This window comes from Corallococcus exiguus (genome assembly GCF_009909105.1).
Taxonomy (GTDB): Bacteria; Myxococcota; Myxococcia; order Myxococcales; family Myxococcaceae; genus Corallococcus; species Corallococcus exiguus.
Map to the genome: position 1 here is coordinate 65,531 of NZ_JAAAPK010000010.1, position 15,522 is coordinate 81,052.

The 15,522-nt window shown below is 68.9% G+C and carries 17 protein-coding genes; 13 read left to right on the forward strand and 4 right to left on the reverse strand.

Going from position 1 to position 15,522, the window contains the following annotated elements:
* Positions 1 to 52 precede the first annotated feature (52 nt).
* The 4 genes from GTZ93_RS31190 (at position 53) to GTZ93_RS31205 (ending at position 2,544) form a co-directional block, all read left to right on the forward strand.
* A complete protein-coding gene (locus GTZ93_RS31190) occupies positions 53 to 463 on the forward strand; it encodes an acyl-CoA thioesterase (protein WP_139919579.1) in 411 nt (136 codons plus the stop codon).
* A 42-nt stretch (positions 464 to 505) separates the two neighbouring features.
* Positions 506 to 1,471: a class II fructose-bisphosphatase gene (glpX, locus tag GTZ93_RS31195; protein ID WP_121781475.1), complete on the forward strand. Its 966-nt coding sequence runs from the start codon at positions 506 to 508 to the stop codon at positions 1,469 to 1,471.
* Positions 1,472 to 1,519: 48 nt separating this feature from the next.
* Positions 1,520 to 1,945 carry a type II toxin-antitoxin system RatA family toxin gene (locus tag GTZ93_RS31200; RefSeq protein WP_120578247.1) on the forward strand — a complete coding sequence of 142 codons (426 nt, stop codon included), beginning with the start codon at positions 1,520 to 1,522 and terminating at the stop codon, positions 1,943 to 1,945.
* A 419-nt stretch (positions 1,946 to 2,364) separates the two neighbouring features.
* Positions 2,365 to 2,544: a hypothetical protein gene (locus GTZ93_RS31205; RefSeq protein WP_043321424.1), complete on the forward strand. Its 180-nt coding sequence runs from the start codon at positions 2,365 to 2,367 to the stop codon at positions 2,542 to 2,544.
* A 104-nt stretch (positions 2,545 to 2,648) separates the two neighbouring features.
* On the opposite strand, the gene GTZ93_RS31210 is transcribed toward GTZ93_RS31205, so the two are convergent.
* Positions 2,649 to 3,737: an ADP-ribosylglycohydrolase family protein gene (locus GTZ93_RS31210; protein WP_139919569.1), complete on the reverse strand. Its 1,089-nt coding sequence runs from the start codon at positions 3,735 to 3,737 to the stop codon at positions 2,649 to 2,651.
* Positions 3,738 to 3,817: 80 nt separating this feature from the next.
* Between GTZ93_RS31210 and eno the strand changes: the two genes are divergently transcribed.
* The 3 genes from eno to GTZ93_RS31225 are packed head-to-tail and all read left to right on the forward strand — an operon-like array spanning position 3,818 to position 6,839.
* Positions 3,818 to 5,116, forward strand: a complete 1,299-nt coding sequence (gene eno / locus GTZ93_RS31215) for a phosphopyruvate hydratase (RefSeq protein WP_120578248.1) — start codon at positions 3,818 to 3,820, stop codon at positions 5,114 to 5,116.
* Positions 5,117 to 5,118: 2 nt separating this feature from the next.
* A complete protein-coding gene (gene surE, locus GTZ93_RS31220; RefSeq protein WP_139919570.1) occupies positions 5,119 to 5,910 on the forward strand; it encodes a 5'/3'-nucleotidase SurE in 792 nt (263 codons plus the stop codon).
* 44 nt (positions 5,911 to 5,954) lie between these two features.
* Positions 5,955 to 6,839, forward strand: coding sequence for a LysM peptidoglycan-binding domain-containing M23 family metallopeptidase (locus GTZ93_RS31225; protein ID WP_257979279.1), 885 nt, complete (start codon positions 5,955 to 5,957; stop codon positions 6,837 to 6,839).
* Here the strand turns inward: GTZ93_RS31225 and GTZ93_RS31230 are convergent.
* Positions 6,836 to 7,846 carry a 2-dehydropantoate 2-reductase gene (locus GTZ93_RS31230; RefSeq protein WP_139919572.1) on the reverse strand — a complete coding sequence of 337 codons (1,011 nt, stop codon included), beginning with the start codon at positions 7,844 to 7,846 and terminating at the stop codon, positions 6,836 to 6,838. The two genes, GTZ93_RS31225 and GTZ93_RS31230, sit on opposite strands and share 4 nt — an antisense overlap.
* The gene (locus GTZ93_RS31235) at positions 7,843 to 9,372 is read right to left on the reverse strand and encodes an acyl--CoA ligase (protein WP_139919573.1); all 1,530 of its coding nucleotides are present in this window, start codon (positions 9,370 to 9,372) and stop codon (positions 7,843 to 7,845) included. Before GTZ93_RS31235 ends, GTZ93_RS31230 begins: the two co-directional genes overlap by 4 nt.
* Positions 9,373 to 9,503: 131 nt before the next feature.
* Between GTZ93_RS31235 and GTZ93_RS31240 the strand changes: the two genes are divergently transcribed.
* The 6 genes from GTZ93_RS31240 to GTZ93_RS31265 all read left to right on the forward strand — a co-directional run bounded on the left by GTZ93_RS31240 (position 9,504) and on the right by GTZ93_RS31265 (position 14,698).
* Positions 9,504 to 10,286, forward strand: coding sequence for an SDR family NAD(P)-dependent oxidoreductase (locus GTZ93_RS31240; RefSeq protein ID WP_139919574.1), 783 nt, complete (start codon positions 9,504 to 9,506; stop codon positions 10,284 to 10,286).
* A gap of 63 nt (positions 10,287 to 10,349) precedes the next feature.
* Positions 10,350 to 11,381 carry a CsgG/HfaB family protein gene (locus GTZ93_RS31245; protein ID WP_233597151.1) on the forward strand — a complete coding sequence of 344 codons (1,032 nt, stop codon included), beginning with the start codon at positions 10,350 to 10,352 and terminating at the stop codon, positions 11,379 to 11,381.
* 17 nt (positions 11,382 to 11,398) lie between these two features.
* Positions 11,399 to 12,541, forward strand: a complete 1,143-nt coding sequence (locus tag GTZ93_RS31250) for a tetratricopeptide repeat protein (protein WP_139919575.1) — start codon at positions 11,399 to 11,401, stop codon at positions 12,539 to 12,541.
* A gap of 2 nt (positions 12,542 to 12,543) precedes the next feature.
* Positions 12,544 to 13,878, forward strand: coding sequence for an AHH domain-containing protein (locus GTZ93_RS31255; protein ID WP_139919576.1), 1,335 nt, complete (start codon positions 12,544 to 12,546; stop codon positions 13,876 to 13,878).
* Between the two features lie 8 nt (positions 13,879 to 13,886).
* The gene (locus GTZ93_RS31260) at positions 13,887 to 14,453 is read left to right on the forward strand and encodes an imm11 family protein (RefSeq protein WP_139919577.1); all 567 of its coding nucleotides are present in this window, start codon (positions 13,887 to 13,889) and stop codon (positions 14,451 to 14,453) included.
* A gap of 38 nt (positions 14,454 to 14,491) precedes the next feature.
* On the forward strand, positions 14,492 to 14,698 hold the full coding sequence (locus tag GTZ93_RS31265) for a hypothetical protein (RefSeq protein WP_139919578.1): 207 nt from the start codon (positions 14,492 to 14,494) through the stop codon (positions 14,696 to 14,698).
* 125 nt (positions 14,699 to 14,823) lie between these two features.
* Here GTZ93_RS31265 and lexA read toward each other — a convergent pair whose 3' ends face one another.
* Entirely contained in the window at positions 14,824 to 15,492 is a 669-nt protein-coding gene (lexA, locus tag GTZ93_RS31270; RefSeq protein ID WP_120578257.1) for a transcriptional repressor LexA, read from the reverse strand.
* Positions 15,493 to 15,522: the final 30 nt, after the last annotated feature.

Sequence of the window (15,522 nt, forward strand, 5' to 3'; positions counted from 1 at the left end):
CATGCGCGCCCACCGCTTGGACACGTCACCCCGCCCTGATATGGGCGCCTCAATGGTCGAGGCACGGCTGCGCGTCATCTACGGCGACACGGATCAGATGGGGGTCGTCTACTACGCGAACTACTTCCGCTACTTCGAGTTCGCCCGCGGCGAGTTCTTCCGTGCCCACGGAGGCAGCTACCGCGAACTGGAGAGCACCGGGCTGCTGTTGCCCGTGGTGGAGGCCAGCGCCCATTACAAGGCGTCCGCGCGCTACGACGACATGCTCCTCATCCGCACCACCCTGGGAGAGTTGCGCCGCGCGTCACTCGTGTTCACCTACGAGCTGCTGCGCGACGGTGACTCCCCCACGCTGCTGTGCACCGGCCGCACCCTGCACGCCTGCGTGGGGCGCGACGGCAAACCGCAGCGGCTGCCCGAAGCCATCGCCCGCCTGAAGGCCGCGGACGACTCCGACACCTGACCTTTTTCCCTTCCCGAATTCCCGAACGAGGAGCACCCGACAATGGATCGCAACCTGGCAATGGAGGTCGTGCGCGTCACCGAGATGGCGGCCATCGCCTCCGCCCGCCTCATGGGCCGCGGCAACAAGGACGAGTCCGACCAGGCCGCCGTGGACGCGATGCGCCGCGCCTTCGACGCGCTGAACATCGACGGCACGGTCGTCATCGGCGAGGGCGAGCGCGACGAGGCGCCCATGCTCTACATCGGTGAGCGCGTCGGCGCCCGCACCGCCGGCGCCCCCGAGGTGGACATCGCCCTGGATCCGCTGGAGGGCACCAACCTGTGCGCCTACGGCCGCCCGGGCTCCATCTCCGTCGTGGCCATGTCCAGCCACGGCGGCCTGCTCAACGCGCCCGACACGTACATGGAGAAGATCGCCGTGGGCCCGCGCGCCAAGGGCGCCATCGACCTGACGAAGTCCCCCACGGAGAACCTGCGCGCCATCGCGGAGCGCATGAAGCTCTACGTGGAGGACCTCACGGTCATGATCCTCGACCGCGAGCGCCACGCCGACCTCATCAAGGAGGTCCGCGCCGCGGGCGCGCGCGTGCGCCTCATCGAGGACGGTGACGTCGCGGGCGCCATCGCCACCTGCTTCGAGGGCTCCGGCGTGGACGTGCTCATGGGCATTGGCGGCGCGCCGGAAGGCGTCATCGCCGCGGCCGCCATCCGCGCCACCGGCGGCGACCTGCAGGGTCGGCTGGTGCCTCGCAACCAGGGGGAGATCGACCGCGCCAAGAAGATGGGCATCACCGACATCCACAAGATCTACACCGCGGAGGAGCTGGCTCGCGGTGAGGTGATGTTCGCCGCCACGGGCGTGACGAGCGGCGACTTCCTCAAGGGCGTGCGCTTCTTCGGCGGCGGCTGTGAGACGCACTCCGTCGTCATGCGCAGCAAGACGGGCACCGTCCGCTTCATCCAGTCCATCCACAAGTTCGACAAGAAGCCGGGCTACGCGCCGTAAGCTGTCCGGCAGCCTCGCCCGTTCCTCAAGCCTTCCGGAGACACCGTCATGGCCGGCGCCACGCGCACCATCACCATCAACGCCCCCGTCGAGAAGGTCTTCGACATCATCACCAACTACGACCGCTACGCGGAGTTCCTCCCGGAGGTGAAGAAGGTCTCCACCTCCCAGCGCCAGGGGAACACCGTCCAGGTGCACTACGAGGTCGATGTGGTGAAGCGCATCCGCTACACCATCCGCGTCACCGAGGAGCGCCCCAAGCGCATGTCCTGGACCTTCGTCGAGGGTGAGGTGATGAAGGACAACAAGGGCAGCTGGACGCTGGAGCCCGAGGGCGAGGGTAAGACGCGCGCCACCTACAACGTGGAGATGGCCCTGGGCGCCCTCATCCCCAAGGCCATCATCAACACCCTGACGGAAACCCAGCTCCCCAAGATGCTGGAGGCCTTCAAGCGCCGCTCGGAAGCCCCCTGACGGCTTTCGTCGACAGCTTTCGTCACCCCTGACGTCACGCGTCAGTTTTCCGCCCGCCTGCCTGTCATCCCGTACGGCCCGTGCCGTGCAAGGGAGCAGGAAGGCGGGCGGGCCCTTTCAGGCTGGAGCCGTGCCACGCGAGCGGAGGGGGGCCACCTGAAGTGAGTCGTGTTGCGGCGCGCGGCGGACCCATTAGGATCATGCGAATTTTGAACGTCCACGGACACTTCCCTGACATCGGTGGCACGGTTGCACTGTCCCGGATGTCAGGAGGTGGACGAGCAGCCATGCGGAATCAGGGCGCCATCCCCAGAAAGAAACCGGGGTTCTTAATTTGCATCAAAGAGATGTGGAAGTGGTAAGGGGGCGGGACGGCGGGCGTACATCGGGGTACGTAGGCTGAGGGAGAAACCGAACCCATGCTCGACGCGTTCATCATTGAAGAAATCAAGCGCCGCGAGCGGCTCCGCCGCGAGGATTACGAGCGGCCGGTGGTGGAGCTCCCACTGCCTGCACCCGATGACCGTCCCCACCGGAGGACGGACACCGAGGAAGAGAAGCCGTCACGAGGCGTCGTCGTCATCGACCTTCTCGGCTGATGACCCATCCCACCCGTGGCCCCGGAGCCACGGCGTGTCCCGGAGCCCGCGCCGGGCTGTCCCTCAACGGACAGCCCCCGCGGGCTTCGCACTTGCGGGCTTCCTCACCCCGGAGCCAGCAGCAGCAGGTGCCGGGGGTGGTACACCTCCCACAGCACCGTTCCCTTCTGGAGGGGGTTGTAGGGCTGGAGGGCCAGGAGGACCTTCTGGCGCCATTCCTCCGGCAGCGCTCCTTCACCGTGGAAGGCGCCCACCAGCGCCCCGGTGACGGAGGCGTGGACCTCCGTGTCTCCGCCCCGGTGGACGACGTCCAGGAGCGCCCCTTCCGCGGTGGGGACGTGGAGCAGCTCCCAGAAGGCCAGCCGGAACGCCGCACGCACCGCGTTATTGCCGGGCCGGTGCATGTGCAGCTCCGGGCCGTAGAGCTGCGGGTCGTCCTGGGCCGCCAGGGCCAGGTCCTCGCGCAGGAGCTTCGCGGCGAAGGTCACCTCCTGGACGTAATCTTTCTCCGTCTTCCCCAGGGCGGCGGCAGCCAGGGAGATGCCCACCTCCGCGGCGGGCAGCAGGTCGGCGGCCTTCAGGTTCGGGCCGCCCGTCACCGCCTTGGCGATGGCGGCGCACAGCCCCGCGCCAGCCAGCTGGCTGCGCGGGTCGAAGTGGGTGAGGGCGGTGTCCTCCAGCGCCGCCTTCGCCAGGGCGAAGGAGTCCTTCGTCAGGAGCACGCCCAGGGGCACCACGCGCGGCAGGGCGCCCGCGGGGGCCAGCCGCCGGAAGTTCTTCAGCCACACGCGCTTGCCGGCGTCCTTCACCTGGGGCGGGAGGCTGGCGTCACACTCCTGGAACAGCTCCTTCATGGGGTCGCTGACGGAGATGGCGTGCGACTGCCAGGCCCGGTAGCGCTTGAGGGCGTCCCCCGCGTCGTAACGCTTCATGTCGCGCAGGCTGAGGGCCAGCGCCACCGCGAGCTGGGTGGGCTCCGTCACCTGCCCCTTGCGCAGGTCGTGCGGGCCGCCTCCGTACATGCCCAGGTACGGCCCCTCGGCGAGCTGGGGGAAGGCCGGCGCGTAGAGGGGCTTGCCCGCGACGGGGACGGCCAGGGCGTTGCCGATGGCGAGGCCCAGGAGGGCGCCCCGGGCGCGCTGACCGGGGAGCGGGTCGGGGCCCGTGACGCGGCGCTTGGGAGGAGGAGGCATTCGGCGGCTGGACACTGTAGCAGGCGGCCTGTGCGAGCGTGCTTGCCCGTTCCGTCCGTGCTTCGTAGAACCGGCGCCCTATGACCGAGATCGCTCAAATCCTGGCGCGTGAAGTGCTCGATTCCCGTGGCAATCCGACCGTGGAGGCCGAAGTGCTGCTCGTGGGCGGCTCGCGTGGCCGCGCGACGGTGCCCTCCGGTGCTTCCACCGGCGAGCACGAGGCGCACGAGCTGCGTGATGGGGACAAGGGCCGCTACCTGGGCAAGGGCGTGCGCAAGGCCGTGGACCACGTGCGCGACACCATCGGGCCGGCGCTCATCGGCATGGACGCCGTGGACCAGGTGGCCGTGGACCAGCGGATGATCGAGCTGGACGGCACGTCCACCAAGTCCAAGCTGGGCGCCAACGCCATCCTCGCCGTCTCCATGGCCACCGCGCGCGCTGCGGCGGACGCGCACGGCCTGCCGCTGTACCGCTACGTGGGTGGTCTGCAGGCGCGCACGCTGCCCGTGCCGCTGATGAACATCCTCAACGGCGGCGCGCACGCGGACACCCGCGTGGACGTGCAGGAGTTCATGGTGGTGCCCGCCGGCGCGAAGACGTTCGCGGAGGGCCTGCGCTGGGGCGCGGAGGTGTTCCACGCGCTCAAGAAGATTTTGAAGGGCCGCAAGCTGGCCACGGGCGTGGGCGACGAGGGCGGCTACGCCCCGGACCTGCCGGCCAACGAGGAGGCGCTCAAGCTCATCATGGAGGCCATCGACGCCGCGGGCTTCAAGGCGGGCGAGCAGCTGTTCCTCGCGCTGGACGTGGCCGCGAGCGAGTTCTTCGACAAGGGCTCCAAGAAGTACAAGCTCAAGGGCGAGGGCAAGGAGTACGACTCGCAGGGCCTGCTGGAGTACTACCGGGGCCTGTCCCAGAAGTACCCCATCATCTCCATTGAAGACGGCATGGCGGAGGATGACTGGGAGGGGTGGAAGAAGCTCACCGACGCGCTGGGTGACAAGATGCAGCTCGTGGGCGACGACCTCTTCGTCACCAACGTGGAGCGTCTGTCCAAGGGCATCGAGATGGGCACGACGAACTCCATCCTGGTGAAGGTGAACCAGATTGGTTCGCTGACGGAGACGTTCGACGCCGTGCGCATGGCGCACAAGGCGGGCATGACGTCCATCATGAGCCACCGCTCCGGCGAGTCCGAGGACACCACCATCGCGGACCTGGCGGTGGCGCTGGACTGCGGGCAGATCAAGACGGGCTCGGCGTCGCGCTCCGACCGCGTGGCCAAGTACAACCAGTTGCTGCGGATTGAAGAGGAGCTGGGCGCCGGTGCGCGGTACGCGGGCCGGTCCGCCTTCCGCTCGCTCGCGAAGAAGCAGTGACCGTGAGCACCTCTCGCCCCCGCATTCTCGTCTCCAACGACGACGGCTACTTCTCCGAAGGGCTGCAGACGCTCGTGGAGGCGGTGAGCCCCCTGGGCGAGGTGTGGGTGGTGGCGCCTGACCGCGAGCAGAGCGCCGCCTCCCATGCCATCAGCCTGCACCGGCCGCTGCGCATCAAGGAGGTGCGCGAGCGGTGGTTCGCCGTGGACGGCACCCCCACGGATTGCTCGTATCTGGCGGTGAACCACTTGCTGAAGGACAATCGTCCCCAGCTCATGGTCTCCGGCATCAATCACGGCGCGAACCTGGCGGACGACATCATGTACTCCGGGACGGTCGCGGCGGCCATGGAGGCCGCGTTCCTGGGCATCCCGGCCATCGCGTTCAGCCTGGTGACGCGGGGTCCGTTCGACTTCGGGCCGGCGGGCCGCTTCGCGCGGGCGCTGGTGACGGAGGCGCTGTCTCGGCCCCTGCCGCCCCGGATGCTCCTCAACGTGAACATCCCCGGCGGCGTGGAGCCGGACGGCTACGTCATCACGAAGCAGGGGCGGCACTCCTACGGCAGCAACGTCGTGGAGAAGGAGGACCCGCGCGGCCGCAAGTACTACTGGATTGGCGGCACGGAGTACGCGCACGACGACATCCCGGGCAGCGACTGCAACACCGTCATCGACGAGAAGCGTGTGTCGGTGACGCCGCTGCACTTCGAGATGACCGACCACGGTCGCATCCCCGAGCTCTCGGGGTGGAACCTGCAGGGCTTCAAGCGGCACGGTTCGGGCGGCGGTGCCTGAGGTTGGTGCCGGGCGGCTCCAGCCGAGCGGGCAGGGCGCTCTGGGTGTTGCTCGCGGCCGCGCTGTTCAGCGGCTGCGTGGGCACCCAGGCCGCTTCCTCCTCGCAGCTGGACACGACAGGCGCACTGCCTGCTTCCACGCGTGACGGCAAGCCGCTGGCCTTCGCGCTGAGGCCCACGCACGAGGAGCCGGAGCTGGTGGCGGTGCGCCACCGCGTGGCGGCGGGCGAGACGATGTACCGCATCGCCAAGACGTACGGCATCACGGTGGAGGAGTTGGCGCGGGCCAACGGCATCAAGGATCCGCGTGAGCTGGCGGTGGGAAAGGACCTGCTGATTCCGGGCAGTGAGCCGCCGAAGTACGGCGACCCGGGGCCGCTGTCCGACGAGGAGCCGGAGTTGGTGCTCTCCAAGCCGGGGCAGGCGCCGGTGTCCACGCCGCGCCGCTCGGTGCCGGCGGTGTCGCGCCGCGAGGATCCGCCGCGTGCGCGCGTGGTGTCGGGGCGTCCGGGCGCGCCGTCGCGTCCAAGGCTCGCGACGCAGGGGATGCTCGACTGGCCGTTGAGGGGCGTGCTGTATGGCCGCTTCGGCAAGAAGGGCAAGGAGCCGCACGACGGCATCGACCTGGCGGCGCCCGCGGGCACGCCCGTCAAGACGGCGCAGGAGGGCACGGTCCTCTACGCGGGCGAGCAGAAGGGCTACGGACTCATCGTCATCGTGGAGCACGCGGCGCCGCTGATTACGCTCTACGCGCACAACCGCGACCTGCGCGTGAAGACGGGGCAGAAGGTCCGGCGCGGGCAGGTCATCGCCACGGTGGGCGAGTCCGGCCGCACGTCCGGTCCACACGTCCACTTCGAGGTGCGCGTGGACGGCAAGCCGGCGGATCCGCTGGAGTACCTGGGCGTGATGCCGTCCGCGAACGACTAGGTCGCTTCGGGAGCGGGCGGCGTTGCGCGGGGCGGGTAGCCTCCGGCGTGGCGGGCGCGCTCTCGCACCAGGGCGAGGATGTTCTCGCAGGTGGGCATGGGCTTGCCGGTGAACTGGCCCAGCTCCACGACAGCGCCCAGCAGCGCGTCGATTTCCATGGGGCGCCCGCGCTCCAGGTCCTGGAGCATGGACGTCTTGTGCGCGCCGACCTGGGCCGCGCCCTGGATGCGCTGGTCCACGTCGATGAGGAAGCGCGTGCCCAGCGTTTCCGCCACCGCCTGCGCCTCCAGCATCATCGTGCGGGCCACGAAGCGCAGGTCCGGCTGGCGAGCGAGGACGTCGAGCGTCGCGCCGGTGAGCACGGACAGCGGGTTGAACGCGAGGTTGCCCCAGAGCTTCACCCAGATTTCATCGCGGATGCGCGGGCGCACGGGCGACTTGAGGCCCGCCTTCATCATGAGCTGCGAGAGCGCCTGCACGCGCGGGCTCTTGCTGCCGTCGGGTTCGCCCAGCGTCACGCGGTCGTTGTACGTGTGCACGATGACGCCGGGAGAGACGACCTCCGCGGCCGGATACACCACGGTGGCGATGACGCGCTCGGGAGGCAGGGTGCGCAGAATCACGCCGCCTGGGTCCACGCTCTCGACGTGGCGGCCCGCGTACGGGCCTTCGAGTCCGTGGAAGTACCAGTAGGGCACACCGTTGATGCCGGTGACGAGCGCCGTCTCCGGGCCCAGCAGCCGGGCGATTTGAGGCGCGGCGGCGGGCAGGGCGTGGGCCTTGAGCGTGAGGAAGATGTAGTCCTGCGGGCCCGCGTCGTCGGGCGAGTCCGTGCAATGTGGACGCACGGTGACCGTCTCACCGCCGCTGGTGAGCGTGACGCCGTGGGCGCGCATCGCGTCCAGGTGGGCGCCTCGTGCGATGAAGGTGACGTCCGCGCCGGCCTGGAGCAGCTTGACGCCCAGGAAGCCGCCGATGGCGCCCGCGCCGAAGATGGCGATCCTCATGACGTGAGCCCCAGCCGCTCCGCGAGCCCGATGCGCTGCACCTTGCCGGTGGGGCCCTTGGGCAGCTCCGTGAGGAAGACGATGCGGCGGGGCACCTTGAAGTCCGCCACGCGTGAGGCCACGAAGTCGCGCAGCTCGCGCTCGGTGGGAGTGTGGCCCTCGCGAGGCACGACGGCCGCGGCCACGTCCTCGCCGAGCTTGGGGTGGGGCATGGCGAACGTCACGGCCTGCTGCACGGCGGGATGATCCAGCAACACGGTGTCCACCTCCAGCGGGCTCACCTTCTCCCCGCCGCGATTGATCAGCTCCTTGAGCCGTCCGGTGAGCCGCAGGTAGCCCTGTGCGTCGAGCGTCCCCTGGTCGCCCGTGCGGAACCACCCGTGGGTGAAGGCGCGCACGTTGGCCTCGGGGTTGTTCACGTAGCCGGACATGACGTTGGGGCCCCGGATGACCACTTCGCCCAGAGCACCTGGAGGCAGCAGCTTGCCCGAGTCGTCCATGATGGCGACCTCCGGTCCGGCGGCGAGCCCCACCGACCCCGCGTACCGGGGACGCGGAGGCAGCGGGTTGGATGCCATCTGGTGCGCGGCTTCGGTCATGCCGTAGCTCTCGATGACGGGCACGCCGAAGACGCGCTCCAGTTCCTCCATCACCTGCGGCGGCAGCGACGCGGAGGAGGACCGGATGAAGCGCAGGCGGTGTTCCTTCAAGCTGTCCGCGTTGCGATGGGCTCGCTCTAGCAGCGCTTGATGCATGGTGGGGACGGCCGTGTACCAGGAGGGGCGGACCTCCTCGAACCAGGAGAAGAAGCGCAGGGCGTTGAACCCGGGAGTGCACACCACGCGGCCACCGGCCCCCAGACTGGAAAGCACCGCAGCCACGAGCCCGTGGATGTGGAACAGCGGCATGATGTTGAGGCACGCATCCGTGGGACCCAGGCCCAACTGAGCGCCGATGTGCCGCGCGGAGGCGCTGAGGTTCGCGTGCGTCAGCGGCACCTGCTTGGGCCGCGCGGTCGTGCCCGACGTGTGCAGCACCAGCGCGACGTCGTCCACGGCGGCGAGGCCAGGACGATGTGCCGTGCCCGAGAACGGCTGCCCGGCCACGAGCGTGAAGTGCCCCGCGGGCCCCTCCTGCGTCGGACGCAGTTCGATGAGCGGGAGGTCGCGTGCGCGCGCGACATCGCGAGCAGGCCCCTCCGCTCCTTCGAGCACGATGAGGGCACGGGCCTTGAGGTCGTCCAGGTAGAACGTGAGCTCGTCCGCGCGGTAGGCGGGATTGAGCGGCGCGGTCGTCGCGGCACCTGCCACGGCGAGGAAGGCCGCCGCCATCTCCGGTCCGTTGGGGAGCACGAGCGCGACACGGTCTCCTTGTCCCAGGCCCCACGCATTCAGTTGCTCGCGGACCGTCGCGGTGAGGTCCCGCAGCGCGCCGTACGTCATGCCCTGCCTGCCGGGCGCACCGAGCGCTACGTCCTCCGTCCGTCCGCGTGCGAGCAGTGCTTCGAGGGTGTCCATCCGCTCCATGCCGGGCTCCACGTCCTCGGGGTCCTCATCCGAATATGGCCGAGGATCCCCAGGGGCAACCGCTTTGTGCGCGGGCTTGGGGCCTGCTGCTCGCGGAGTGCTGCTATATCGGCCCGCCAGGAGGCATCACCATGTCGCGGAAAGTGGCGCTCATCACCGGCGCGTCGGCGGGGCTTGGAGTGCAGTTCGCGGAGCAGTTCGCGAAGGACGGGTACGACGTCATCCTCGTCGCGCGCGGCGTGGCGAAACTGGAGGAACTGGCCCGCAGGCTGGAGCAGGCGCACGGCGTGAAGGCGCACGTGCTGCCCGCGGACCTGGGACAGGCTTCCGCGCCGGAGCAGCTCTTCGCGCGCGTGCAGGAGCTGGGGCTCGCGGTGGACTTCCTCGTCAACAACGCGGGGTTCGGTTCCTCCGGGCCGTTCCTGGAGCAGGACCTGGGGCGCGAGGCGGAGATGGTGGAGGTCAACTGCGCCGCGCTGCTCAAGCTCACGCACCTGTTCGCGAGGCCCATGCGCGAGCGCAAGCAGGGGCGCATCCTCAACATCGCGTCCACCGCGGGCTTCCAGCCGGGGCCGTACATGGCCACGTACTACGCGACGAAGGCGTTCGTGCTGTCGTTCACGGAGGCGCTCGCGGTCGAGCTGGAGGGCACGGGCGTGACGGCGACCTGCCACTGTCCGGGCGCCACGAAGACGGAGTTCGCCGGGCGCGCCGGCAACGCGGAGTCCCGCCTGTTCAAGCGGCCGGGCGTGGCGGAAGCGCCCGAGGTCGCGGGCCATGCCTACGCGGCGATGATGAAGGGACGGGTGGTCTCCATCCACGGCGTGCTCAACTGGCTGGCGGCCTTCTCGGTGCGGGTCAGCCCCCGCGTCGTGGTGCGTTCCATCGCGGCGAAGCTCAACCAGCAGGAGTGAGCGGGCAGGGAAGCAGCCACGGAAGGCCTGGGCGTGGGCCGGGAGGAGGGTAGAGTGTCGGCCGTGTCCCGCCTCCCCCGGCTCTTCATCGCGTGCTTTGTATCGCTGGCGTCGCCTGTCTTCGCCCAGGAGGGGGCGGCCGTCGCCGAGCCGCTCACGGTGGCGGTCCTGCCCCTGGCGGCCAACGCGGCGGGGAAGGATGCCGCGGAGGGCATCACGTTGCTCCTCTCCGGCCGGCTCGCGGAGTCGCCCCGGCTGCGCGTGTTGTCCCAGCGAGAACTCCAACAGCGGGTCGGCACTGAGCGCCAGCTGGAGCTGGTGGACAGCGCCCCTTGCGAGAAGGGCGAATGCGTCCAGGAGCTGTCCTCGCTGACGGGGGCGCGCTACGTCCTCACGGGGCGGTTGGATCGCTTCGGGGGGCAGTACCTCCTCGACGCGAGCCTCGTGGACACGCGGGATGGCCGCACCCTCGCGCGGCCGCGCACGGAGGCCTCCGAGGACGGTGAGCTCCTGCGCGCGGTCGTCGCCGTGTCCGACGAGCTGCGCGTCGCGCTGGAGTCGCCCGGTGAGGTCGTTCCGGCCCGGCCGCTCCTGGGCGGCGCGGTCGCGTCGTCTCCAGGGGGCGGGCTCACGTTGGGGCTGCGCTTCAACAACAGCTTCATCGACAAGGTGTCGTCGTTGAATCCCGGCCTGGACCTGGAGGTGGGCTACTGGTTCCACCCGGAATGGCAGGGCTTCGTCCAGGTCGGCTTCACCTGGGTGCATGCCGGCGGCGACGAGGAGGGCGAGCTCAACGTGCTGCCCAGCATCGTGGGGGCGCGGCACTATCACCGCCTGGAGAAGGACCTGCGGCCGTACTGGGGCTTCGGCCTGGGCGTGCAGTTGTCGTTCGGCGACTACGGCATCTTCCAGAGTACGGGCCCGCTGCCGTCCGTCGTGGGATTCGTGGGGTTGGAGTACCTGCTGGCGGGCCACGTGGGCTTCCAGTTGGAGCTGGGAACGAACATCGCGCAGGCGGTGCTGGGGCTCGCGGACGACGGCGCGGGCGACGGCCTCAACTTCGATGTCAACGCCGGCATCGCGTATCACTTCTGAGTCTTCCGGAGCCTTTCATGTCCTCGCGTCTGCGTGCCCTGCCGCTCATCGCCCTGCTGGCCTCCGGGGCCTGCACTGAAACGCCGAAGCTCGACCCGAAGGACCAGGCGGAAGGGCTCTACCTCCAGGGCAACTCCGAGTACCTCAAGGGCAACTTCGACGCCGCGCTCAAGTCCTTCGACGAGATGAAGACGCTGGCGCCCGCGGATCCACGCCTGCCCGCCGCGAGGGGCGAGGTGCTCCTGTCGATGAGCCGGTTGGAGGAGGCCGAGAAGGAGTTCGAGGTGGCGCTGCGGTTGGATGCGAAGCGCTCCACCAACTGGAGCCGGCTGGGGTTCATCCAGGCGCAGCTGGGCAAGAAGAACGAAGCGCGGCAGTCGCTGCAGAAGGCGCTGGCGCTGCATCCGAAGGACTTCAACGCGCTGGAGCAGCTGGGCGAGCTGGCCGAGGAGCGCGGCGACCACGACGAGGCGGTGCGCGACTTCACGCAGGCGGCCGAGGCCGCGCCAGACGCGTCGAAGGCCGACCTGTTGGTGCGGGCGGTGGACGTGCTGACGAAGCAGGGGCGGCAGGACGAGGTGCTCGGGCTCTTGCGGAAGGTGACGGGGCAGGGCGTGCGCACGCCGGAGGTGCTGACGGCGCTGGGAGACGCGGAGGTGCGAGCGGGCCGGTTGCCGGAAGCGGCGGCGGCGTACGAAGAGGCCGCGAAGAAGTCGCCGAAGGATCCGACGCTGTGGGAGCTGGTGGCGGAGATCCAGCTCAAGCTGGGCAAGCGCGAGGAAGCGCTGAAGGCCTACGGCGAGTCCCTGAAGGTGAAGGACCGCGCCATCGTGCACGTGGCGCTCGCGAGAGCGCACCTGGCGACGGATGCTCGAGCGGCGGCGGAAGGGGAGCTGCAGAAGGCCCTGGAGACGGTGTCAGGGGCGGACGTGGGGGAGATGCAGGCGCTGGCGGACCTGCTCACGGTGATGGGGCGCAAGCAGGACGCCCTGCGCATCCTGACGAGCCTGGGCTCGGAGCCGGGGCACGCGAACAACACGGAGCTGCAGTTGTCCACCGCGAGGCTCGCGCGTGACTTGAAGGACACGGCCACCGTGCAGGCCTCGTGCGCCCGGGTGGCCGCGGCTGCGACGGATGGTGGCGTGGTGAAGTGCCCGTAGTAATGCGTCGTGGGGGGCTTTGCCTGCTGTTGCTGGTCCTCCTGACGGGCTGCGCGTCCGGCCGGGTCGTGCGTCTGGACACGGGGCGTGCGGAGCCTGTGCTCGTGACGCCCCAGGTGGAGGAGGAGGCTCCGCTGGAGGACGCGGAGCTGACGAAGGGCGAGTTCAAGCAGGCTGTTGCGGAACTCGCGCGGGAGGTTCGCCCGTTCGCGCATCCGCTGCGAGACGCGCGGCTGTTGTTCGGCATGCCTGAACGCAGTGGCGTGTTCGGCTACGAGGCGAGCACGCATCGGATCCGTCCCCTGGGGGAAGCGGAAGCGCGGGAGCTGCACCTGCTGGACGATGCGTCGGCGGAACTGACGCGTGCCTACGGCCGTTGGTGCGAGCGCAAGAAGCAAGGGCGGGACTGCCTGTCGTTGCTGGAAGAGGGCCCACTGCTCGGAAGCGACGGGCGGTATGCGTTGGCCCTGGCGTTGGCGATGGACTCCGTGTGGGAGGAGACGGCGGAGGCGCTGCGGGGCGTGGTGAATCCGCAAGCGGTCCTGGCCACCGTGACGGCCTCCGTCACCGTGTATCTGCTTCTGTGGTCATTGCCCGAGCCCGTGTCGAAGGGCATCTCGGCGCTGATGACCGCGACTGCCATCGCGTACCTGGGCGTGGACACGGTCTGGGGACTGCTGGACGGGTGGTTGACGCTGGTGAAGCAGGCGGACCGCGCGCTGACGTTCGACGATTTGCGCGAAGCAGGGGAGGGCTACGGAAAGGTGCTGGGGAAGAACGCCGCGCGGGTCTTCGTGATGCTGGCCACTGCAGCGGTGGGCAACACGGTTGGACTCGCGGCGAAAACTCCGATGCTCCCGGGCTCAGCGCAGGCCGCGATCGCGGTAGAGGCCCAGGCGGGCTACGCGTACGCGGGCATGGGTGGCGTGCGGTCCGTGGTCATGACCGCGGATGGCTTCACCATCGCGCTGGCGCCCAACGCGGTCGCCATGTCGTCGCGGGGCGACAGCCAGAAGCACCACCTCGCGACCATCAGGAACAACGTTTCCACGCAGCGTGGCGGACCCTGGACACCGCGGTTCCAGCGCATCTTCAAGAAGGCCGGGATGCAGCTGAAGGACCCGGAGAACGTCGTCGAGGTTGCAGGACATCGCGGTCCGCATCCCGAGGCGTATCACCGCATCGTGTACAAACGTTTGTACGAGGCGACCGAGGAATGCCGCACGGTGACGACCTGCCGAACGGCACTTGAGGAGGCCCTCAAGCGATTGGCGAGGGACGTCGCGACCCCTGGAACCGACCTCAACCTACTCGTGACGCAAGCTGCTCGACCCTGACTGTTGCCATGACCTCACGCTTTTTTGAACTCTCGGATGACGCCTCTTGGCCTGGGCGCTGGCTCCTGGATGACCCCATGGATGCAGGTCTGCAGGAGCTCGAGGATGCTCGAATCTTCAATCGCGGGCATCGCGTGCGAATTGAAGGGCGCCTTCGGATCCCCGTCGAGCATCCCGGACAGGCGCTCGACTTCACTCAGACCTCGTCGATGGTTCCAGTTGTCGGTCGTCGTGTCGCGGCCATCTTCGCGGACCTGGCTCCCAACGACGTTCAGCTCATTCTCGCCAACGTTGAAGGGGAAAAGGATCCCTTCCGCATCCTGGTGGCGACCCGGCTGATCCGCTGCATCGACGAGCCGCGCTCGCGGGTCCAATTCTGGACCGCTGAAGACGGACTGCCTGAGAAGGTCGGGAAGTACTACGCCGTGGATGATCTGCACATCGACCCAACCCAGGTCGGAGAGGCGAAGGTATTCCGGCTGGAAGGATGGGCCGGAACCCTCATTGTCTCCGAGGACATCAAGCTCGCGCTGGAACGCATCCGCGCCACGGGAATGCGGTTCACGGAAGTCTGATTGTCATGCCGTGACGGAGCGCGCCGAGGATGGGCCGCGTGCACATCGCCCAAGGCTTTCCCGTCTGGCGCAATGGTCAGCTGGACATCATCGAAGACGGTCTGCTGATCCGCATGGCTGTCGCGAACTCGGGCCTGTTCTTTCCCAAGAACATCAGTCCGCCGCTGTTCGTCCTGGGAGACAGCGTGGGGCTGACGCTGCTCACGATGGCGAACGCCTGCCGAAGTATTCGCGTCAGCTGCTGAGACGACCGCTTGAGAGCGCCGGTCAACGGCACACCGCCTGGTCGCATCGACTGCGGCGCCTGTCCCGTCCGCTGAAGCCGCCCGCCCGGGCTCACGTTGCCCGGGCGGAAGTGCCACGAGCTGCTTTAGGTCCGGCCGCCCTGCAGCTTCCGGTACACGCCCACGACCTGCCCCAAAATCATCGTGGAGCGGAAGTCCGTGCGGTTCACGTAGATGGGCTGCATCGTCGCGTTCGCCGGCTGGAAGCGGATGCGGTCCTGCTCCGGGTAGTAGCGCTTCACCGTGGCCTCGTCCTCGATGAGCGCCACCACGATTTCACCCGGCTGCGCCGACGGAGTCTTCTTCACGAAGAGGTAGTCCCCGTCGTGGATGCCGTCGTCGATCATCGACTGGCCCTTGACCCTCAGCGCGAAGACCTCCCGGCCGTTCACCCCGCCCAGGAGGAAGCTGTCGATCTTGACCGAGTCCTCCATGTGCTCCTGCGCCAGCGCCGGCGCACCCGCCGCCACCTTGCCCAGGAGGGGAATCTCGATCATGCCGGACTCCCGGCTCTTCATCCCCAGGCCCAACAGCAGCCTCGCCCGCTTGGTGGGCACCAGCGAGCGGCTCTGCTGCTCGCCCCGGGTCAGGTAGCCCTTGCGCTCCAGGGCCTTCAGGTGGTCGTTCACCCCGTTGGTCGACCGGATGTCCATGTGCTCCCCAATCTCCCGGATGGTCGGGGGGAAGCCTCGGACCTCCGACTCCTTCACGATGAAGGTCAGGATTTCGCGCTGGCGCTCCGTGAGCTCTTCCATGGCCGCACTCCTTCGCTCGGTCGCCCGCCT